We start from the raw sequence: 20,357 nt of genomic DNA, 5'->3' as shown, positions 1-20,357 counted from the left end.
ACGATGAGACAGAAACCCTCCCTTATGCAATCCGACTAGTTTGTTCCATAGGCGCTGACGTCAGACACTCCAGGTCTTTGCCGTTCCTCTGTTCTTCTGCATTCCTGGCAACCCGGTCGCGGTCGTCGGGATGGACATGGGAGAGGAAACTGCCCGGCTGCCCGTCATAGTCGGAGCGCTCCAAGCCGATCAGGCGATACATCTCATCGGACCAGGTCACCATGTTCTTTTCGTAATCTATTTCCCAACTTCCGAGATGCGCCATCTCCTGCACATGCACGAGCAATGAATTGCTGTCCGAAAGCGCTTCCTCGGCCGCCTTGCGTTCGCTGATATCGATTAGGGTAATCTGGGTTGCAGGCTCGCCGTCCCAGTCAATGATACTTGCGTGGCTCTCCACCCAAATCAGTGAGCCATCTTGACGAGTCCCCTGAAATTGGTAGATGTCCGGCGCAGATTTTCCTGCCGTACGACGAGTTCCGTACTCTGCTATGCGGTCTCTGTCATGTGGAGCGATCAGATATAAAATACTGTCGAGCGCGAAAATTTCTTCCGGCGAGCTGTATCCGAAAATTTCGGCATATGTCTGATTGGCGATAATCGATTTATTATTTCGGTGAATAAGTACGCCAGCGATTGAGCCATCGGCCAGTTGGCGAAGTTTTGCCTCGCTCTCACGAAGTTTCTTAATATCCCCTTTGCGCTGCGTTATGTCGCGGGCGATGGCAAGGACGGACGGCTTGTCCTGATACCTGTAGGGGCAAGCCTTGGTTTCGACGATTAATTCCTTACCATCGGGCCGAACGAGGCGAATTTCCCGGCTCGGCGTTGCGATTCCTTCCTTCAATAATTGAGCGAATTGCAGCTTTGCTGTTTCGTGATCACGAGGATGCAGCAGGGACAGTACTGAGGTCCCGATCAGATCCTCTCGTTGCTTCAATCCCAATGCATGTACGGCGTAATCATTGCAATAGACAATGACGCCGTCCGTGAAAATCCAGATCAGGTCCTCACTGAGGTCGGCAACGGTCGCGTGCATCTCATCGCGCTCCCGCAGCACTGCCTCTGCCTCTTTGGACGCGGTAATATCGCTATTTGAGCCGACCATGCGTAGCGGCCTGCCATCGGCGGCACGAACCGTGCGGCCTACCGAGCGGATCCAGATATATTAGTCGCTTGGTAGGCGGTAACGGTATTCTGCGTCATAGGGCGTATCGTTTTCCAAATGATCGCGAAGCGCACGTATCACACGAGCGCGGTCGTCGGGATGCAGGCGCGTTCCCCAATCGCCATCAAAATCGATATCGAAATGTTCGGTGATCTCTTCGTCGCCGCGGCCGAAGAGAAGCTGAATTCCAGGCGAAAGCCAGATCAGATAATTCTCTACATCCCAATCCCAGATGGCCGAGTTCGTTGCCCAGAACGCGAGGTCGAGCCGTTCCCGAAGTAAGTCGCTGCTCTCTCTCGCGGGCTTAGCGGACACCTAGACGCCTTTCGCAGATATCTCAGGTCGCCGCAGCTAGGGGACCTCGCGTGAAAGATTCTTCACTGGTTGCACAGTGGCTCTATTCACGTAATTTGGAACAATTATATAGGTTAATATTAACCATAATTAAACTTAACAACTGATTAACCTGAGGTACGCTATTTGACATCGTTCAACAAGGCGAAGCGCTCCACAAGACGTGCCCAATATACAGATACTCCCATCGATATTGGGCAAATCCCGGGCGAATGACAAGCGCATCCGGGGAATGTGGGATTAACCAACGCTACGACATGGATCGAAGGAGAATTGCGAGCATGACTAAGACAAGCGGGCGCTGCCTGTGCGGCGATGTAACATATCAATATAGCGGGCCGGAAAATTGGAGCGGCCATTGCCATTGCGAAAGCTGCCGGCGCAATTGCTCGGCGGCGATGGTCAGTTTCTTCGGTGTCCCGCGCGCGGCCTACAGCTTCACCGGCGTCGCGCCGGGGGTTTATGAATCCTCGCCCGGCGTTCGCCGCCTGTTTTGCCAACGCTGCGGCACGCCGATGGCCTATGACGCAGATCGCTTCAAGCATGAGATACATTTTTACGCCGCCAGCCTCGACGATCCTGAGAATTACGCGCCCGAGTTTCATGTCCATTGCGAGGAGCAGCTTGCTTGGTTGAATGTGGCCGATGACCTGCCCAGATACGACAAGGGCGTGGTGCGCGAAGCTTCGGATTAGAGTGTGGTACCGGCATGCATGTTTTGCTTGTTGAAGATGATGCCGAAACGGCGGCCTATGTCGAGAAGGGCCTGCGTGAGATTGGCCATACGGTAGATGTCGCGGCGACCGGGCCTGACGGCCTCAATTTGGCGCTTCATTGCGCCTTCGACGCCGCTGTGGTGGACCGCATGTTGCCGGGTCTCGATGGGCTTTCACTGATCGCCGCTTTGCGCGCGGCGGACAACCGGCTGCCGGTGCTGATCCTAAGCGCGCTCGGCCAGACCGACCACCGGGTCGAGGGTCTCCATGCCGGCGGCGACGATTATCTCGCCAAACCCTTCGCGTTTTCCGAGCTGGAGGCGCGCCTTGCCGCGCTCGCACGGCGCGCCGGTCAAGCACCGGCGGAGACAGCGCTCAAACTCGGCGATCTTGAGGTCGATCTTTTGGCGCGCAAAGCCGTGCGTGCGGGGCGTGACATAGCATTGCAACCTAAGGAGTTCGCGCTTCTCGAATATCTCCTGCGCCATGCCGGGCAGGTGGTGACACGCACCATGCTGCTCGAACATGTCTGGGGCTATCACTTCGATCCGCAAACCAACGTCATCGACGTCCATATCAGCCGCCTGCGTCAGAAAATCGACAAGGGCTTCGAGGCGCCCCTGCTGCACACCGTGCGCGGCGCAGGATATTGTCTGCGTGCGGAAGCGTAGCGCCAGTTTTTTCCGCACCACCGGGTTCCGCTTCGCGCTGTTGTATCTGGCACCGTTCGGCGCCTCGGTGCTGGTGCTGTTCGGCTTTATCTATTTGACCAGCATCGAGATTATCGATTCACAAACCAACGCCGCCATCGAAGCGGAAATCAAGGGCCTGTCCGAACAATATCGCGCTCAGGGCCTCGCGCGTTTGCGCACCATCGTCGCCGAGCGCAGCACCCCGCCCGGTGACGCCGAAAGTATTTATTTGCTGGTCGATCCGGCGGGCAATGCGCTGGCCGGAAACCTCCGCACCTGGCCGCAGGCAGCACGGCGTGACGGTGATTGGCTTTATGTCTCGGCGTTCGATGCGGCGAAGGATTTCGACCGCCGCGAATTTCGCGCTCGGTCGTTCGTGCTGCGCGGCAATTTCCGCCTCCTGGTCGGCCGCGATATCCGCGCGCGCGGCGAATTTCAAAGCGCCATGATTCAATCACTCGGCTGGGCCTTGGCTGTGACCATCGCGCTCGGCATCGCCGGCGGCTATTTCATGAGCAGGCGCATGCTCAGGCGGGTCGACGGCGTCGCAGCGGCGAGCCGCGAGATCATCGAAGGCGATCTATCGCGCCGCATGCCGGTGAGCGGCAGCGGCGACGAGTTCGATCGCCTCTCGGACACGCTCAACCATATGCTCGCCGAAATCGAACATTTGCTGACCGGCATGCGCACCGTCACCGACAGTGTGACGCATGATCTCAAAAGCCCGCTCACCCGACTGAAGTCGAGCCTAGAGCTGGCCTTGCGCCAGAGCAGCCCTGAAGCGGCGGAAACTCGGCGCGCCGTCACCCGGGCGATCGCCGAGGCCGACGCCGTATTAGCAACCTTCGATGCCCTCATCGCCATCGCCCGCGCCGAAGCCGGGACCGGCAGGGCCGCCATGGAAAGCGTGGACCTTTCCGCCGTGGTCAACGATATGGCCGATCTCTACGGGCCGCTGGCCGAGCACAAAAGCGTCTCCCTGGCTCTGAACATCGCGGAGGGGTGCCTAATTACTGGGCACCGGCAATTTCTCAGCCAGGCGGTGGGCAACCTGCTCGACAACGCGGTCAAATTCACGCCGGCGGGCGGCAGCATCGCGATTGCACTCAGCCGCGATCCAGCTCGGTTGATTATTTCCGATTCCGGTCCGGGCATCCCGGCGGCGGACCACGCGCGTGTTCTGCAGCGCTTCGTCCGTCTAGATGTCAGCCGCAGCGCTGCCGGCAGCGGCCTCGGGCTCAGCCTGGTCGCCGGCGTTGCCAAATTGCACGGCGCGGAATTAGAGCTGTCAGACAGCGATCTGAGCGGGCTCAGCGTCCAATTGACGTTTTAGGCGGCAACATTACAAAACTTTAATGTGCCGGACACCTTTGCGTTAGCCGCCCCGGTTCAACCTATCCAGCATGATCGAACCCTCTGGTCTCACCAATCGGGCGCTGCGACGGCCCGGTTCAGACGAAAAGGAATGTTGAACCATGAAGAAATCGCGCATTTCGACATCACGTAAACGGCTGTTGCTGGGCTCCCTGGCCGGCCTGGCTCTGCTCGCCGCGACGTCCGGCGCGATCAGTGTAAATGGCCTCCGAGCCGAAGCGCCTGGCGCGCAGAAGCCACACGCTGAAGCGGTCTATATGACTGTGAATTTCGCCGATGTCATCGAAGCGGTGAGCCCGGCGGTGGTCAGCATTGAAGTCTCGCGCCCGATGCATTTGGTCTCCGGCAGCATGGAGCGCGAAGAGGCGATGCCGTTCGAGGAGTTCTTCAAGCATCGGCGCGGCCCGCAACAGCGTGGCCCGCATTCAAAACCCCACCCCCAGCCGCACGGCAACAAATCCTCCGGCTCCGGCTTCATCATCGATTCGGGCGGCTATGTGGTGACCAACAGCCATGTTATCGACGGCGGTGAGGAAATCTTCGTCACCCTGATGGACGGCACACGGCTTGCTGCAACTCTAATCGGCGGCGATGCCAAAAGCGACCTGGCGCTGTTGAAAATAGACGCCCCGGTGGCGTTGCCGGCGCTGAACTTTGGTGATTCCACTGCGATGCGCGTCGGCAGCCCCGTGGTCGCGCTCGGCAATCCCTTCGGCCTCGGCCACAGCGCCACCATGGGCATTATTTCGGCGCGCGGACGGGGCATCGGCTCAGGCCCGTATGACGATTTTTTGCAAATCGATGCGCCGATCAATCCAGGCAATTCCGGTGGCCCATTGTTCAACACTCAGGGCGAGGTGATCGGCGTCAACACGGCGATCTTTTCGCCGAGCGGCGGCAATGTCGGCATCGGTTTCGCCATCCCCGCAGCGCTGGCCCAGGATATCGTCGCCGATCTCATGGATGACGGCAAAGTCGAGCGCGCCTGGCTCGGCGTCGCCATTCAGCAACTCAGCGATGAGATGGCCGAAAGTCTTGGCATTGCCGATGCAGATGGCGCCATCGTTTCCGAGGTGATGGCCGGCAGCCCAGCCGCCGCCGCCGGCATGATGCAGGGTGATGTGATTCTTTCGGTCAATGATGTGCAGGTGAAGGAATTGCGTGATCTCACCCGCACCATCGCCCGGCTTAAGGTCGGCGCGCCGGCCCTGTTGTCAGTGTGGCGGCGCGGCGAGACCCTCACCATCGAGGCAAAGGTCGGAACGCCGTCGGAAGCAAAGGTCGCCGCCCAGCTGCCAGAAGGCGATGCGCTTGAAGCGTTGGGCGTCAGGCTCGCTGCGCTCGACGATGCGGCGCGGCAAAACTTCAGCATTGGCGAGGAAGTCACCGGCGTCGTGGTCACCGATCTCCAGCGCAGCGGTATTGCGGCGGGCAGAGGGATTCGCCCCGGCGATGTCATCGTCTCGGTCGGCAATGAAGCGGTATCGGCGCCGGATGAAGTCGCTGCCGGCATTCGCTTGGCTGAGGAAAACAAGCGCCAGGCGGTGCTGTTGCTGATGAACCGCAACGGCCAGAAGCGCTACGTCGCGCTGCCCTTGCCAAAGGCATAATCGGCGGAATTACGGTGTCCGGTGCAGCAAATTCGCTGCGCCGGACATTGTACGCCGAGCGTGTCGGCTAAATGCTGACGATGCCGTAAAGGATAGCGCCCAGGGCGATCGCCGCGATGCCAAGGATGATGTAGGCGCCTTTGGTGATATCGGCGATGGTCTTTTGAAATGCGGCGCGGTCGTTGACGTTGGGAAATTTGCTGTCCGGTACCGGCACGCCGAGAAATTCGCATAGCGGCGCCCAACCCTGATCAACGGAATATTCCAGCAGCTTCTCGGCCGGCACCGCGGCTTTCACTTCAGCGACATGTTCCGCATAGCGGGCGATGGCGGCTTTGCGGTCCGCCATCGTGCCCCTGTGCGAGCGCTGCCACACCAGCTTGTGGGTCATGTCGCCGAGCTTGCGGGCAAACGGCGTTACCAGCTTGAGAAATTTAAACTGCCACATGGTCTCGGTGAAATAGATCGTCTCCAGGGTGCTTTGGTACCACGCCTCGACGCCGCGCGGATGGTGGGTGAGCAGCACTTTGGCGTCCGGATAAGCCGCCATCAATTCGCGCCAGACGCAACAGCCGGGATTGTCGACCGTCGCCGTATATTTGGCGAACACCTGCGGCCAGTCATGCTGTTGGCCCGCCGGTGCATTGGCGACCTTGCGCCAAAAATCGAGATGGCCCTTATTCGCTTTGTTCCCCAGCACTTCGAACATGTGATAGCAAGGAAAGCCCAACTGGGTGAGCGCTGTATAGGTGGATTGGGTGCCGGTGCGGCCGAAGCCGACGCCGATGATCTTCATTGTCATGTCGTTGTCATGTCGTTTTCCGTACCTCGCTGCCGGCTAAAAATCGGTTGGTGCACCACCTTCTTGCTTGCGCCGGACAACGAAGGCGTCCAGCTCCTCGGCGATGGCTGCGTCAAGCGGCGGTGGCTCGAACTCGGCGAGGATCTTTTTCCAGATGCGGTTGGCGCGCTCCGGCGTCTGCACGGAGCCGGCGTCTTCCCAGTTTTCAAAATTCGACCAGTCTGAAAGGAACGGACCGTAGAAAGCGTTCTCATAGCGCTCTTGCGTATGCTGGGCGCCAAAGAAATGCCCGTTCGGCCCAACTTCCTTGATCGCATCGAACGCGATATCCGCCTCGCTGCTGCCGACCGGCCGCATATAAACGATCATCTGCTGCAAGGTCTCACAGTCCATAATGAATTTCTCATAGGATGCGCAGAGGCCGCCTTCGAGCCAGCCGGCGGCGTGATAAACCACATTCACCTGCGCCGAGACTACCGCCCACAGTGAAAACGCGCTTTCCCAGGCGGCCTGAGCGTCCGGATAATTGGCGGCACAGGCGTTTGAAGCGCGCAGCGGCAGCCCATAAAATCGCGCCATCTGGCCGGTGATCTGCGTCGCCCGCATATATTCCGGAGTGCCGAAGGCCGGCGCGCCGGTTTTCATGTCAACGTTCGAGGTAAAGCTGCCGATCACCACCGGGCAGCCCGGCGAGATCACTTGAATGAGCACGATGGCGGCGAGCCCTTCGGCTATCGACTGTGTCACCGCGCCGGCGATGGTGACCGGTGCCATGGCGCCGGCCAGGGTAAACGGCGTGACGATGGTGGGCTGGCGACGACGCGCCAGGCGCATGGCGCCGTCGAGCATCGGATAGTCATGCTTCAAGGGCGAGGTCGAGTTGATGTTGGTGTACATGCGCGGCGTTTCTTCGAATTCCTGCCAGGTTAGGCCGCCGGCGATACGCACCATTTCCATCACATCCTCGACGCGCTCCTTGCCGAGGCTATAGGCGTGCACCGCCTTGTCGCTCAGCAACAGCTTGTCGTGCAGGCAATCGAGATGGCGCACCGAGGGGTGAATATCTACCGGCTCCACCGGATAGCCGCCGGCGAAATGCATGCAGTTGAAATATTGCGTGAGCTTTATGAGATCGCGGTAGCTTTCGCGGTCACCGGCACGCCGGCCGCGGTCGAGGTCGGAGCAATTGGGCGGGCTGGTGACATTGCCGAAGATTATATTCCGGCCGCCGATTTCGATGCGCCGCCCAGGATTGCGCGGCGTGATGGTGAAGCTCGTGGGTGCCAATGCCACCTGCGTCATCACGAAGTCACGGTCCATTCGGACATTCTGGCCGGTCACCTTACAACCCGCCTTTTGCAATATTTCCAGCGCTTCCGGGTGTAGAAATTCGATGCCGATTTCTTCCAGCACGCGCGTCGCACCGTGATGGATGGCGGCGACGCCCGCTTCGTCGAGCGGCTCTGTCGGCTTGTCGGAATTGATCGGCAGGCTCCACGGCAGTTGCGCAATCGCCGCGCCCTTGCCTCGCAAATTCGCCGCCCGCCCACCGGCCCGCCGTCGCTTTGGCGCCAGCCTATCTGCTGCTTCGTCACTCATCCGCGTTCCTCCCGATTAGAAGTTACGGACAACGGCGGGCAAGCGTCAATCGCGGTGCAGTGCGGCGCCGCCAATAGCTACGAATAATCAAGCTGTCCGTTGCAGCTGATCTGGCCGCTTCTAAACCAGGCATTGGATTGCCGGGAGAACACAAAACAGAGTGCGGCTGCAAAAATTACAACCAAGCCAATATTGACCATCGTTATCAGGAGAGTTTGATCGATCACTCTGAACAATTCAAAATTGAATAATTGCAGGATCGTCGGGACAGCTTGAATACAAAAAAGTACGGCCAAAATATAGCGGATGTTCTTTTTGAACAGTCTCGAAACTAGTGCGGTGAAAACCACGATGGCGATCATCCAACCAACACCGATGGCGATGTAAGTGGCCGGACCGTCGCGCGACATGTCATACATAGCTTTATCAACCAACAGAGATTTCGAGACTACCGCCCTCAGTGGATCGTCTCCCACGACGCTATCTACGATGGCTTCGGCAAAGGCTCGATTGGCCCCCTGGTCACTGGAATGCATTAGGTCGTATCCGATAACAAATTGTGCGACGAGCGCGACAACGTAAGCCGCTATCAAATATTCGAACATTTTCATCGTGAAGGGCCTTGGCGCCGTCGGCACGAGCCTCTTTGCCGGCTGTACAGAGTGGACCGGAATTGACACGCCTGAAGTCGCGCCCTGGTGGACAGCAATGGTCTTGCCCGACGGCAACCATTTTAGCGCCAAAACGCCGCACAAGATAAGCAGGAGAACGTGAAAAATTAGGTCGACAATAAGAGATGGTTCGACCGCGCGGGACGAAATGTCTGGATCGCCGGAGCTTATCAGAGACAGCAGAAAACCATTCCAGGCAACGAACAATACCAGGACCACGGCGCAGGTCTTGAGCGAGGAAAACAAGCGAGATCTCAGCGTGAATTTTGATTTCAAACAGGCGACCAGCGCAGCCGGCAACAGTACGACCGCCAGCGGCAGGGAAACGGCAATAAACAACCTCGATAATTCCGAATAGTTTCCGGATGAATCGAGAAGATACCAAATGACAGTGATTAGCGCTGTAAGTGTGGCGGTAATAATGATCGCAACAGGCAGGCGCAGCACCAATGCGGCGAAGACGACCAGGAATATCTTGAAAGCGCGCATTTCAAATGTCCCCTGGGCATCCCGGACACCTATACTAACGAAATTCCCACACTAAATGATAGAAAATTGTTTCAATGTTTTCACGACATTTGTAGAGCGGATTTGCCGGAATAGGCGTGGCGCATCTTTGTCCGGCGTCTATTTCGGCGCGAAGATGAAATCTCCGCCGTCATGTCCGGCGAGGCGGATGTCGGAATAGACCGGCGTTTGGTCTGCGTTTAGCACCACTTTCTTGCGTACCGGCGCAAACAAGACCGTCGCTTCGACAATCTCCGTGTTTTCCTGCAACACGCCCAAGAGCGCTGCGGCGAATACCGAATGATTGCCGCCGCCGGCATCCGCTACCGGCTCCAACCCGCCCGAGGCCAGCGCCGTGCGCGAGCGTTTCTCGACAATGCGTTTCAGCCAATCGCGGCGATCCTCCCAGGTGTCGAAATCGGCCGGCGCCGCGCGCACCAGCGTGCCCGAATAGCAACTATCGGCGATCACCAAAATATGCCGCGCAGGGATCGCCTTCAGCATGTCGGTGATGTCGTCGTTCGATACCCAATTGGCTGAATTGCTCTGATGCGCGTCGACCGGCAGCCAATAGCCACGGTCAGTCACCGGATCGACGATGCCGTGCCCGGCGTAGTAGATTAAGAGGTTGGTGTCGTAAGAGAGGCTGGCGCGGAGATCGCTCATGGCACTGATGACGTCGAAGCGCGTTGCATTGATCAGCTTGGTGACCGTAAAGCCATAGCGGTCTTCCAACACAGCGGAAATCGCCTCGGCATCGGCGATAGCGGTTTTCAATATTGGCATGTCGCCATAATCATTATTGCCGATCACCAGGGCGTGGTATTTGCCGAGCGCCAGGTCCAACTGTTGGCGCATGACGTCGACTGTGGCGCTTGCCTTGTTGCCCCATTCGTCAATGGCGGTGAAGGCAAACTTGTTGACGCCGATCTTAAGGGCTTGGCTGACGCGGAAGCTGCCGTCGGCACGGAGCCTCACGGGGCGCTCATTGACGAACAATTCGGACACCGCCGAATCGTCGGCGACGCTGCCGGCGATGATGATTTCCGGGCCCTCGGTCTCGAGCTTGTCCGGTAGTGTGATGCGTGGCGCCTGCCTGTCGCCGGTCTCTTCGGTGATCGCCGTGGTTTGCAATTCTTCGACCGGCTCCACTGCTGGCGCGTGGCGGGTGATGCGGATGCGCTTCTCTGCCTCATTGCCCCATTCATCCAGCGCGGTCACCACCAGTTCGCTCTCGCCGATGGCGACGCCGCGGCGGATGCTGAACGTGCCGTCTGCGTTCAGTGGCACTGAGCGCCCGCCGACGCGCACATCGACGACCGCCGAAGAATCGATAATGCCGCCGGTGATTTCGATGATCGCTTCGCTGGTCTCTATCGACGGTGCAAGGGCGATCATCGGCGCGGCGTTGTCTGCATTGCTGGCGGTTGCAGAGGCGTTGGAATCGGCGTTGCGCGTGACGGATTGCGCACTCCGCGTCACCTGCACGCGGCGCTCAGCGCGATTTCCCCATTCATCGAGCGCCGCGATCACCAATTCGCTCTGGCCTTGCGCTACGCCGCGTTTGATATAAAAGCCGCCATCCGCCTGTAGCGCCGAAGCCGCGCCGTTTACGGTAAATTCAATAATCGTCGAGCTGTCGCTCACCCGCCCGGTCAATTCGATCACCGACCCTTCGGTCTGCACGGTGCGTTGCGTATCGATCAATGGCGCCACATCATCCGTGGCCACGGCAACGGGTTTTTGCTCGCGAGTTTGGGCCGCTTGTCGAACCGGCGCCGCATTTGTGGCTTCGACCAGGGCCATATCCCACCCGGCGAGGCAGTTGGTGCGATGCGAGACGACGCCGCTTCCCGCAGTTCCGTTTATCTGGCCAGTGAAATTTCTGACACCCAATCGAGAATCATGAAAATTACCATTGCCATCTATGAGCGCTTTTAGTTTTTCATCTCTGCCGCGCCGCGGGATTACGGCGCTCAGTACGCCATTGTTGATCACCGCCTCATACCTGCCGGGATTATCACATCCACTTTCGAACGTTATCGCCCAGCGGCCGTCGAATTCCGAACCCTTGTTCTGCACAGGAGGGGGCGACAAGCGGGTCAGTTGCCATTCCGCCAAGCACATGTTGCGGAATTGCAGCATGCCGGCTCCGGAATTCCCATCGATTCGACCGTTGAGTACTCTGAAACCCAGCTTCCCATCGCGCAATTGGCCGCCTTCTTCGATTTCCCCTTTTAGGCTTTCTTCGCTGCCCGTGCCGCCGAAGCTACTCGAACCGCCGACTTGACCTTTCAGTCTGCCATTCTCGATCACCGCCTCATAGTTCCCGGCGGGAAACCCCTGGGAGCCAACACATCCTCTGCCGATGGTTAGCGACCAGTTTCCATCGAACTCGGATGTCGCCGCTCGCACTGGTTCGTGACTTAACGCGGCCATAAAGATCAGTGATAGCGCCGCAAATGCGATCCGAAACATTGAAGTTCTCCTTAGGGTCAAGCGTCGTCGCTCAGGCACTATTATTCAAAAGAGAGCAGGCGAGATATGTTTACAGCTCCGCCATCGCGCTGTCCTCGGCGATGGCGATGAGGAATGTCTCCGCTAGGTCGCGCAGTTTGGCTTCGCCGACGCCGTGGATATTGGCGAATTCGTCCACTGTGTGCGGTTGGCGGCGCGCCATCTCTTGTAGCGAGCGGTCGGAGAAGATGACGTAGGCCGGCACGCCGCGTTCCTGGGCGAGGTCGCGGCGCAGTTGTTTGAGGCGGTCGAGCAACAGCACTTCGCTATCCGTAAAATCCGCTATGGCTTCGCGCGCCACCTTCGGTTTGCGCTCGGCCTTCAGCTTTATCGTGTCCTGGCGGTAGTGGAATTCGCTGTCACCTGCCATCAGCGCTTGGCTCGCGGGTGTCAGCTTGAGGCCGCCATAGCCGCCGATGTCGAGGCGCAGAAACCCAGCGGCGACGATTTGACGGAGGATCGATTGCCATTCGCGCCGGCTGAGCGCCGCGCCCTTGCCGAACAGGTCCAACCGGTCATGGCCGAAAGAGCCGGTTTTTTCGGTTTGGCCGCCGCGCACCACGTCGATGATATGGGCGGCGCCAAAGCGCTCGCCGGTTGCCACGACAGCGGCCAGGGCGAGTTTGGCATGGGCGGTGCCATCGGCCAGTTCCAGCGGATTCAAGCACATGTCGCAATTGCCACAGGGCTCCGGCTGTTCGCCGAAATGGGTGAGCAGCACGCGGCGCCGGCAGCCCGGTGATTCGCAATAGGAGATCAGCGCGTCGAGGCGCTTATGCTCGCGCCGTTTGCGTTCCGCGTCGCTGGCCTCGTCCTCGATAAACATACGCCGCATGCGCATATCGCCGAGGCCGAACAGCATGCGCGCCTCGGCGGGATGGCCGTCACGCCCGGCGCGGCCGATTTCCTGGTAATAGGCCTCGATGCTGGCTGGTATGTCGGTATGGAAGACGAAGCGCACATCCGCTTTGTCGATGCCCATGCCGAACGCGATGGTGGCGACGATGATGATGCCGCGCTCGGCCAAAAAGCGGTTTTGGTTGGCGGCGCGGGTGCCGGCCTCCATGCCGGCATGATAGGCCAAGGCGTTGAAGCCATGTTCGTTGAGATAGCCCGCCGCTTCCTCGGTTTTCTTGCGTGACAGGCAATAGACGATGCCGCTCTCGCCCTCGCGGTCTTTCAGGAATTCAAGCAGTTGGCGCTTCCATTGGTCTTTGACCTCAACGCCGAGCAGAATGTTGGGGCGGTCGAAGCCGGCGACGAAGATGCGCGCCGGGCCGGTAAACAGGCGCTTGGCGATGTCGCGCCGGGTGACCTCATCGGCCGTGGCAGTAAAGGCGGCGATCGGCACGCCCGGAAAGCGGGATTTCAGGTCGCCCAGCATCTCATATTCAGGGCGGAAGGCGGGGCCCCACTGGGAAATACAATGGGCCTCATCGACCGCGAACAGCGTGACCGGCAGGCGGCTGAGCGCGTCCAGCATGCGTTCTGTCATCAGGCGCTCCGGCGCCATATAGAGAAGCCGCGTTTCGCCGGCGGCGGCGCGTTGCCAGACGTTGACATTGTCGGCGCGCGTGGCCGCGGAGTTGATGCTGTCCGCCGCGACGCCGGCGAGCTTCAGCGCCATCACCTGGTCTTGCATCAACGCCACCAGCGGCGAGACGACAATGGTAAGGCCGCCGAGCGCCAGGCTCGGCACCTGGAAACACAGCGATTTTCCGGCTCCGGTCGGCATCACGGCGAGGACATCCTCGCCGCCCAGCACGGCGTCGACCACTTCTTCCTGGCCCGGGCGGAAGGCGTCGAAACCGAACACGTCTTTCAGGATGTGGTGCTTATGCGAATGGGAATCGACCGCTGTCATGGCCGCCACCATCTCTTAAACCCTGCGCCATCACAATCTTTGCCGTGTGGCCGCCGGATCGCTTCCGATAATTTGGCCGCGCCACGCCACAGGATAAAATATTCCGCCGATCTGCTGCACAGGCTATGCTGTGAATGAAATGATACATCGTGTGATGATATGTGCTTCCGGATTAATCTTGGCGTTCGCGTTGCTATCCGCGCAGCCGGCGCTGGCCGATTTCGACGCTGGCATGGCAGCGTATAAGGCTGGCGATTATGTGGCAGCGCTGCCGGAGATGCAGGCTGCCGCGGAGGGCGGCCATGCGCGGGCGCAATATGCGCTCGGCAGCATGCATAACGAAGGCAAAGGCGTCCCGCCGGATCGCGCGTTGGCGGTAGACTGGTGGCAAAAGGCGGCGATGCAGAACCATGCGCAGGCGCAATTTGCGCTGGGCGTGGCATATTCGAGTGGCTCGGGCGTCACCAAGGATAATATCGCCGCCCATATGTGGTTTAGCCTGGCGGCGGCGCAAGGTAAGAAAAACGCCGAACGCTTGTTGAAGGTGATCGTTCGGCAAATGACGCCGGAGGATATCGCCGAAGCCGAACGCCGCGCTGAAGAGTGGCGGGCCGCGACCTAGGTTATTTTCTTAGATTTGCATGCGGCCCGTTTGGGAATTGGACCCGAGAAAGGAATTTGCGATGACGTTGCGAATGCTCGATCTGCCGGAGGAGCCGCGCAAACGCGGCGAAGCCCATGGCGAGGCGCTGCGTGAAGAAGCCAACACGCTCTATCAAGCGCATCTCGCCCAGCTGGTGTCGCAGCCCGCTATCGCGGCGCGCGGCATCACCGATGATGCCAGCTACCAGGCTTATGCAGCGCGCTTCCGCCCACATGCGGAAGCCTATGCGCCGCATCTCTGGGCTGAGCTCGAAGGCATCGCCGCGGGCGCGCGGATGACGGTCAACCAAGTGTTGGCACAAAATCTTTATTTGGAAAGTTACGATGTCTTGCATCCGCTGGCACCGGCCGGGCTCGGCGGCTGCACCTCCTGGGCGCATCGCCGCGGCAGCCAGGGCGCGATCGGCGAGCAGAGCGCCGTGGTCGGACAAACTTACGATATGTCGAAAATCTATGAGGCTGCCGCCTTCGCGTTCAAGACGCGCAGCAATGGGGTCGAGCTGCTGGCGCTTTCGTTCGCCGGCGCGCTCGGCGCCAATGGCCTGTCCGGTGGCGGCTTTGCCGTCGTCATCAACAAGCTCTACGGATCCGACAGCCGGCTCGGCGTGCCCTACACCTTTATCATCCGCGCCATGCTCGAGCAGACGCGCCCCGGCGATGCCTTGGCCCGGCTGCTCGGCTGTGAGCGCGCGGGCTCGATGAACTACATCCTCGGCGACGCCGGCGGGCTGTTGTTCAATATCGAATCCACCGCCACTGGCTGGGAGAATTTACAAGGCCCGGAAGCCTACGCCGTGCACGCCAACCATTTCATCGGCACACGCGGTAAGAATTTCGAGGCGCGCGATTTTTCAGCCTATGGCTCGCACTCGCTGATGCGCTATGCGCGCGCCCAGCAACTCTTGGCGGGGCTGTCTGATCGGCCGCAACATGATGCCTATCGCGCGATTCTTTGTGACCGCCACAATGAGCCGTGGGGCATCTATACCAAGGAGCCGGAAGGCGGTAGCATTAAGGGATTGCGCACCGTGGCTTCGGTGATCTTTGAGCCGGCCAGCGGTGAGGCTTGGATGAGCAGCGGCAATGCCGGCGGCAACGCGATGACGCATCACACCTTGGAGATGTGCGAGCAAGCCGCCTGAGGCGCCTAAGTCGCCGCGGCCCTGGTCAACTCGATTCCGGCATAAACGGAATATCGGTGTCGTCGGGGCGAGCGCCCGCCGCCGTCAGCATGGCATGCGCCTGGCCGCGGTGATGGGTCTGGTGATTGAACATATGGGTGACCAACTGCCACAGCGGCTTGGTGAATTCGCGCTTGAGGGCGGCTGACGTCCAGTTTAACTCGCCCTCCAGCCAGGTCGCATCCAGGCGCAAAGCCCAGGCGTCGATATCATCATCCAAGGCGTTCCGCGCCGCCACGAGATCGTCCCACGCTGGGTGCATGTTGGGCGTCTCGGCCATTGATGACACGGCCGGCGGCGGCGGCGCTGGGGTAAAGCGGCTCAACCACATGCGATCGCCCCACACGATATGGTTCAGCGTGCCATGGATAGAGCCGAAGAAGGCGCCGCGCGGGAGCTTGCGCTCGGCATCGGAAAGCGTGGCGGCCGCGGCGTAGAGGCTGCCGTTTTGCCAGCGGTTATAGGCTGCCATGGTTTGAACATAAGCGGTCGAAATCATGTTCGGCTGTCCTTGTTTAGTGGTGGTTTAGCGCTGGTTTAGCGGTGGTTTAGTGCTGCTCGAGGGGGGCTGCGCCGAACATGACGGAATAGGTGCGGCACCAGATGGCGACCGATTTAAAGCGCTCCGGCGAGACGCCCTTGGGCAGGATATAGCTCTGCCCGCCGGTGAGCGCCTTGCGCGGCCCAAGATTGGCGAACTCGGCGTTCTTGATAGCCGAATCCGAATGCGGTTCTTCGGCGGTGCTGAGGTAGATGAAAAGATCCGGACCGGCGTCGGAGGTAAAATTCTCGAAGCGCAATTCATAGCCACCATCGTCGCGGGCCACGATGACAGCGCGCCCGCTGGTCGGGTGATGGGCGTCGTAAAACTCGCCGCTGGCAATGATCTCCTCGGCATGAAGCGGCGGCGGGACTGCGATCGACAGCGCCAGCGCCAGCGATAGGAAGCCAGCCAGAGATAGGAAGCCAGCCAGCAAGCCTGAGCCTGCCAGTAGCCTGGCCCCGGCGATGCGCAACGGCCAAAATGTCCAGGGCATGCTTAATCTCCTTGAGGGGTTAGATGCCTGCGGCAACGAGCGGCATGACTTCTTCGGCGAACAGTTGCAAGGCATCGCAGACTTGATTGTGCGGCATGCCGAGCCACTGCATGCCGAGGACGAAGCTGTTGACGCCGAGTTTGCTATTGTAGCCGATAATTTGCTCGGCGACTTCCTCGGGCGAGCCGAACAGGAATCGATCGCGCAGAAGCTCATCGAAATCGAGCGAGAGATCGTCATCGCCAGGCGGCATGGCTTTGTCTTGGCCCCAGGCGTGATAGGCTTGGTACTTGGCTTCGAGATAGGGGCGGGCGAGACGCATGGCCTCCTCGCGCGAGCCGGCCACGAAAATCTCGCGCATAAGTGGCAATTCATCGGGGAACGGCTTACCTAACGCGTCCAACTCCCGTTGGTAGATGCCGAGCTGGCGTTCGATGGTGTCCATGCGCTGATGCGGATTGATGAACCAGGTATCGCCGAGGCGCGCGGCGCGGCGCACGGCAGCATCGGCATTGGCGCCAAACCACACCGGCGGGCGCGGCTTCTGCGCCGGCTTGATCGAGAGCGTCACATCATCGAGCTCGAAATGGCTGCCCTTCATGGTCACATGGTCTTCGGTCCACAGGCGCAACACCGCTTCAAGATTTTCCTCCAGCCGCGGCCCGCGCTCGGCCTGCGTGGTGCCGAAGCCCTTGAACTCGACCTCGCGGTAGCCCAGCCCGGCGCCAAACACCAGCCGCCCGCCGCTGATCACATCGAGGGTCGCGAGCTGCTCCGCAATATCCAGCGGCTTATGCAGCGATAACAACACGATACCCGGAATCATCCGGCAATTCGGCGCCTCGGCGGCGATGCGGCAGAGAAACGGGATCTGGGCCAGCATTTGCAGCGGATGGGCGGCGTAATGCATGCCGGCGCAAATGCCGCTATAGCCGAGCTTATCGGCGAGGCGGGCCTCGGCCGCGAGATCATCAAAGCGTGCCACCATATCCTCGCCCTGAGGATATTGCCCGCGCAGGAAGAAGGTATATTGCATCTGCCGAACCTGCCTTTTTGTGCCGGGCGGCACGTGGCCTGAATTATTGCCGTATGCCGCGTGACCTAATTTATCGCCGTGTGTCGCGCGGGCCCTATATATCGCCGCGTGCCGCGCGGGTCCTATATATCGCCGCGTGCCGCGCGGACCCTATATATCGCCGCGTGCCGCGCGGCCGGAAGTTCTGGTATTATCGCCGCCACGGCGAAACCAACAACAATTGATAGGCGCTGAAGCGATGAAAATAGACGGAAGCTGCCATTGCGGCCATATCACCTATGAAGCGGAGGTCGACCCGCAGCGTGTGGTGGCGTGCCACTGCACCGATTGTCAGACCATGTCGGGCGCCCCCTTACGCGCGGTGGTGTTTTCCGAGACCGACGGCTTCAAGCTGCTGACCGGCGAGCTGAAGATTTACGTTAAAACGGCGGAAAGCGGTAACCCGCGTGAGCAAGCGTTTTGCCCCAATTGCGGCACGCCGATCTATGCCACCAACACCGGCGACGGGCCAAAGAATTACGGCCTCCGCCTCGGCGCCATCCGCCAGCGCGGCGAACTGACGCCGAAGGCACAGGTATGGACGCGCTCGGCCCAGCATTGGGTGGGCGATCTCGATAGCATGAAGAAAATAGAGACCCAGCCGGCACCGCCGCCCAAATAGCGGCGCTGGTGAAAGGGCCGGCGCTGATCAAAGGGATAGCGCTGATCAACGGGATGGCTGTGTGGGCCAAAGGGCCGCAATGATCTGATAGCTGGCGCCGCTGGCCAAACAACGGCCGTTGGTCACAGGGCTGGCGTTGGTCACAAAGCTGGCGCTGGTCAAGGGGCTGGGGCCGGTCACAGGGCTGGCACCTGTCAAAGAGGCGGCGCTCGAAAATGGCTCGCGCGGTTGGTCACAGAGCTAGCGTTGGTGAAAAAATAACCGTGTAAGCGGGAGCGAGACAATTGCAGCTTATTCCGTCGCCGCTGTCCAAATAGCCGCCGCCGTTCAAATGGTATCGCGCCGGCGGGCGCTACCCCGGCGCTATTCCGGCGCTATTCCGCCGCTGCCGGGGCCTCTTCCACCTTCTCAACGGTTCCTCTGGTGCCATGGGTGAAGATGGCGAGGCCGGCGAAGGCCATCGCCGTGGCGATCCAGACATAAAAGCTGTGGCGCTCATCATTAAGGATGTAGCCCCAGCCGAAGCCGCCAAGCACGATGAAATAGTTGAACTGTGAGAAAAACACCGGCCCGGTGATGCGCACCAAATAGAACCAGGCCACGGTGACCGCCGCGGTGATCGCGGCGGCGTAGAGGATCACCAGATTGGCATCGAGCGAAGCGGTGGGAAAGACAAAAGCCTGGTCGGTCAACAACATCACAGGTGCCAACAATATGGTGGCGCCGGACGACATGCCCGCCGCCATCATCATCGACGGTGTCCCGGGCGGGCGCAGGATAATGACGAAAGCGTTGCAGGCGGCGAAACACAGCGGCCCGACCATCGCGAGGATAACCCACCACACCATATCAGGCGTCGGCAGCCCGGCTTGCGGGATCAACACGAACAACATGCCGCCGAGGCCGAGCAACACCCCGAGCATGCCGGAGATGCGGAATTTCTCAAGGCGCAGAAAATACGACATCGCATAGGTCAGCAGCGGTACCAACACCAGCAGCAGCGTGATAATGCCGACCGGCAGCTTGGGCGCGAGAAAGGTGAGGAGCGGCACCGGTAGCGCGACAGCCATGATGCCGAGCACCAGATAGGCGCGGATATGCAGCCAGGTGAGGGGCTGCAGCTCGCGCTTGTAGGCGGTGACGGCGAGCAACACCAGCGTCGCCAGCAGCGAGAACCAGAACACATAGCCGATATAAGGCAGGCCATATTCGACGCTCATCCGATTCACCGGAAAGAGCGCGCTATATATCACGCCGGCCAATGCGAGAGCGGGGATGAACAGGAATTTATTCTTGTCGGTCATTTTCATGGCGCATGACCTAGCACGCGGCGACGGCGGAATGAAGTGCGGTGGGGTGGGGTGTGGCGGTGGGCGGCGGGAAAAGAGGTTTTCTCAGCTTGTTAGCTTCGGACTATGCGTGTCCTGCCCCCCTATATCTGCGCCACGTAATTCGTGATTATCTACGAGTATGTGGAGGTACTGGGATAGCCAGGAAGCGATATACCGGTGAAGATGTATTGAACCTACTGCCTCAAATTTAGGAAAGAAAGCGTCTACCGATGTAGGGGCTATTCAACCTGAATAGACCCAAGTTTTTTGGACGCCCTCGGTTTTCGTATCCTGTTGCTTTGCCAACCCGACGGGCAACAGCATCCCGTTCCTCACATGCTTGCGCTTTGGAGGCGGCATGAGGCTATTTTTTGCGTTGTTGGCGGCTTCGCTGGTTTTGGCTGGGCCACCTACAGGTTTATCACCCGCAAGCGCTGATGAATGTGCGGCGCCGGAAGCAATCTCTCTGCCGCTGTCGGGTCTGCCTTCGACACGGGTGAAGTTCAATCATTACAAATCGGAAGTGAAGGCCTATCAAGCTTGCGCCGGGGAGGCGGCTGACCCGGCAGTACAG

Annotated in this window: 19 protein-coding genes; 8 read left to right on the top strand and 11 right to left on the bottom strand. The window is 59.8% G+C overall.

From position 1 onward, the window contains the following. Window positions 1-22: 22 nt before the first annotated feature. The gene (locus O3A94_15770; GenBank protein MDA1357712.1) at window positions 23-1,108 is read right to left on the bottom strand and encodes a PAS domain S-box protein; all 1,086 of its coding nucleotides are present in this window, start codon (window positions 1,106-1,108) and stop codon (window positions 23-25) included. Between the two features lie 60 nt (window positions 1,109-1,168). Beyond that, a complete protein-coding gene (locus O3A94_15765) occupies window positions 1,169-1,483 on the bottom strand; it encodes a PAS domain-containing protein (protein MDA1357711.1) in 315 nt (104 codons plus the stop codon). Window positions 1,484-1,803: 320 nt separating this feature from the next. On the opposite strand from O3A94_15765, the gene O3A94_15760 reads away from it, so the two are divergent. The 4 genes from O3A94_15760 to O3A94_15745 all read left to right on the top strand — a co-directional run bounded on the left by O3A94_15760 (window position 1,804) and on the right by O3A94_15745 (window position 5,914). After that, complete coding sequence (locus O3A94_15760; protein ID MDA1357710.1) at window positions 1,804-2,217, top strand: GFA family protein; 414 nt, start codon at window positions 1,804-1,806, stop codon at window positions 2,215-2,217. A 14-nt stretch (window positions 2,218-2,231) separates the two neighbouring features. After that, complete coding sequence (locus O3A94_15755; protein MDA1357709.1) at window positions 2,232-2,909, top strand: response regulator transcription factor; 678 nt, start codon at window positions 2,232-2,234, stop codon at window positions 2,907-2,909. After that, a complete protein-coding gene (locus O3A94_15750; GenBank protein ID MDA1357708.1) occupies window positions 2,896-4,263 on the top strand; it encodes a HAMP domain-containing sensor histidine kinase in 1,368 nt (455 codons plus the stop codon). Before O3A94_15755 ends, O3A94_15750 begins: the two co-directional genes overlap by 14 nt. A 142-nt stretch (window positions 4,264-4,405) precedes the next feature. Next, window positions 4,406-5,914, top strand: coding sequence for a Do family serine endopeptidase (locus tag O3A94_15745; protein ID MDA1357707.1), 1,509 nt, complete (start codon window positions 4,406-4,408; stop codon window positions 5,912-5,914). Between the two features lie 67 nt (window positions 5,915-5,981). Here O3A94_15745 and O3A94_15740 read toward each other — a convergent pair whose 3' ends face one another. From O3A94_15740 to recQ, 5 genes are all read right to left on the bottom strand, one after another. After that, complete coding sequence (locus O3A94_15740) at window positions 5,982-6,716, bottom strand: hypothetical protein (protein ID MDA1357706.1); 735 nt, start codon at window positions 6,714-6,716, stop codon at window positions 5,982-5,984. Between the two features lie 36 nt (window positions 6,717-6,752). Continuing rightward, window positions 6,753-8,315 (bottom strand): trimethylamine methyltransferase family protein, encoded by a 1,563-nt coding sequence (locus O3A94_15735; protein MDA1357705.1) that lies wholly within the window; start codon window positions 8,313-8,315, stop codon window positions 6,753-6,755. 77 nt (window positions 8,316-8,392) lie between these two features. Next, a complete protein-coding gene (locus tag O3A94_15730) occupies window positions 8,393-9,475 on the bottom strand; it encodes a hypothetical protein (protein ID MDA1357704.1) in 1,083 nt (360 codons plus the stop codon). A gap of 138 nt (window positions 9,476-9,613) precedes the next feature. Further along, a complete protein-coding gene (locus tag O3A94_15725) occupies window positions 9,614-11,971 on the bottom strand; it encodes a caspase family protein (GenBank protein ID MDA1357703.1) in 2,358 nt (785 codons plus the stop codon). Window positions 11,972-12,041: 70 nt separating this feature from the next. Beyond that, complete coding sequence (recQ, locus tag O3A94_15720; GenBank protein ID MDA1357702.1) at window positions 12,042-13,874, bottom strand: DNA helicase RecQ; 1,833 nt, start codon at window positions 13,872-13,874, stop codon at window positions 12,042-12,044. Window positions 13,875-14,052: 178 nt separating this feature from the next. Here recQ and O3A94_15715 point away from each other — a divergent pair, with 178 nt between their 5' ends. Beyond that, window positions 14,053-14,496 (top strand): tetratricopeptide repeat protein, encoded by a 444-nt coding sequence (locus O3A94_15715; protein MDA1357701.1) that lies wholly within the window; start codon window positions 14,053-14,055, stop codon window positions 14,494-14,496. 61 nt (window positions 14,497-14,557) lie between these two features. Continuing rightward, a complete protein-coding gene (locus O3A94_15710; protein MDA1357700.1) occupies window positions 14,558-15,679 on the top strand; it encodes a C45 family autoproteolytic acyltransferase/hydrolase in 1,122 nt (373 codons plus the stop codon). A 25-nt stretch (window positions 15,680-15,704) separates the two neighbouring features. On the opposite strand, the gene O3A94_15705 is transcribed toward O3A94_15710, so the two are convergent. From O3A94_15705 to O3A94_15695, 3 genes are read right to left on the bottom strand one after another with little or no spacing between them, the layout of a single operon-like run. After that, on the bottom strand, window positions 15,705-16,217 hold the full coding sequence (locus O3A94_15705) for a DinB family protein (protein MDA1357699.1): 513 nt from the start codon (window positions 16,215-16,217) through the stop codon (window positions 15,705-15,707). Window positions 16,218-16,266: 49 nt separating this feature from the next. Beyond that, window positions 16,267-16,755, bottom strand: a complete 489-nt coding sequence (locus O3A94_15700; GenBank protein MDA1357698.1) for a DM13 domain-containing protein — start codon at window positions 16,753-16,755, stop codon at window positions 16,267-16,269. Between the two features lie 19 nt (window positions 16,756-16,774). After that, window positions 16,775-17,791, bottom strand: a complete 1,017-nt coding sequence (locus O3A94_15695) for an LLM class flavin-dependent oxidoreductase (GenBank protein ID MDA1357697.1) — start codon at window positions 17,789-17,791, stop codon at window positions 16,775-16,777. Between the two features lie 238 nt (window positions 17,792-18,029). Here O3A94_15695 and O3A94_15690 point away from each other — a divergent pair, with 238 nt between their 5' ends. Next, entirely contained in the window at window positions 18,030-18,452 is a 423-nt protein-coding gene (locus O3A94_15690; protein ID MDA1357696.1) for a GFA family protein, read from the top strand. Window positions 18,453-18,826: 374 nt separating this feature from the next. On the opposite strand, the gene O3A94_15685 is transcribed toward O3A94_15690, so the two are convergent. Then, window positions 18,827-19,756 carry a DMT family transporter gene (locus O3A94_15685; GenBank protein ID MDA1357695.1) on the bottom strand — a complete coding sequence of 310 codons (930 nt, stop codon included), beginning with the start codon at window positions 19,754-19,756 and terminating at the stop codon, window positions 18,827-18,829. Window positions 19,757-20,141: 385 nt separating this feature from the next. Here O3A94_15685 and O3A94_15680 point away from each other — a divergent pair. Then, window positions 20,142-20,357: hypothetical protein (locus O3A94_15680; GenBank protein ID MDA1357694.1), on the top strand; the 216-nt coding region annotated here is incomplete at its 3' end.

The organism is Pseudomonadota bacterium, assembly GCA_027624955.1.
GTDB lineage: Bacteria > Pseudomonadota > Alphaproteobacteria > UBA828 > UBA828 > PTKB01.
Note: the sequence above shows the minus strand (reverse complement) of the source record. Positions and strands in the feature narration are given on the sequence as shown.

Bases quoted from the DNA above. Each gene is read 5' to 3' on its own strand.
- O3A94_15770 (MDA1357712.1), bottom strand. From the start codon at position 1,108: ATGGTCGGCTCAAATAGCGATATTACCGCGTCCAAAGAGGCAGAGGCA.
- O3A94_15760 (MDA1357710.1), top strand. From the start codon at position 1,804: ATGACTAAGACAAGCGGGCGCTGCCTGTGCGGCGATGTAACATATCAA.
- O3A94_15755 (MDA1357709.1), top strand. From the start codon at position 2,232: ATGCATGTTTTGCTTGTTGAAGATGATGCCGAAACGGCGGCCTATGTC.
- O3A94_15745 (MDA1357707.1), top strand. From the start codon at position 4,406: ATGAAGAAATCGCGCATTTCGACATCACGTAAACGGCTGTTGCTGGGC.
- O3A94_15740 (MDA1357706.1), bottom strand. From the start codon at position 6,716: ATGACAATGAAGATCATCGGCGTCGGCTTCGGCCGCACCGGCACCCAA.
- O3A94_15735 (MDA1357705.1), bottom strand. From the start codon at position 8,315: ATGAGTGACGAAGCAGCAGATAGGCTGGCGCCAAAGCGACGGCGGGCC.
- O3A94_15730 (MDA1357704.1), bottom strand. From the start codon at position 9,475: ATGCGCGCTTTCAAGATATTCCTGGTCGTCTTCGCCGCATTGGTGCTG.
- O3A94_15725 (MDA1357703.1), bottom strand. From the start codon at position 11,971: ATGTTTCGGATCGCATTTGCGGCGCTATCACTGATCTTTATGGCCGCG.
- recQ (MDA1357702.1), bottom strand. From the start codon at position 13,874: ATGACAGCGGTCGATTCCCATTCGCATAAGCACCACATCCTGAAAGAC.
- O3A94_15710 (MDA1357700.1), top strand. From the start codon at position 14,558: ATGACGTTGCGAATGCTCGATCTGCCGGAGGAGCCGCGCAAACGCGGC.
- O3A94_15705 (MDA1357699.1), bottom strand. From the start codon at position 16,217: ATGATTTCGACCGCTTATGTTCAAACCATGGCAGCCTATAACCGCTGG.
- O3A94_15700 (MDA1357698.1), bottom strand. From the start codon at position 16,755: ATGCCCTGGACATTTTGGCCGTTGCGCATCGCCGGGGCCAGGCTACTG.
- O3A94_15695 (MDA1357697.1), bottom strand. From the start codon at position 17,791: ATGCAATATACCTTCTTCCTGCGCGGGCAATATCCTCAGGGCGAGGAT.
- O3A94_15690 (MDA1357696.1), top strand. From the start codon at position 18,030: ATGAAAATAGACGGAAGCTGCCATTGCGGCCATATCACCTATGAAGCG.
- O3A94_15685 (MDA1357695.1), bottom strand. From the start codon at position 19,756: ATGACCGACAAGAATAAATTCCTGTTCATCCCCGCTCTCGCATTGGCC.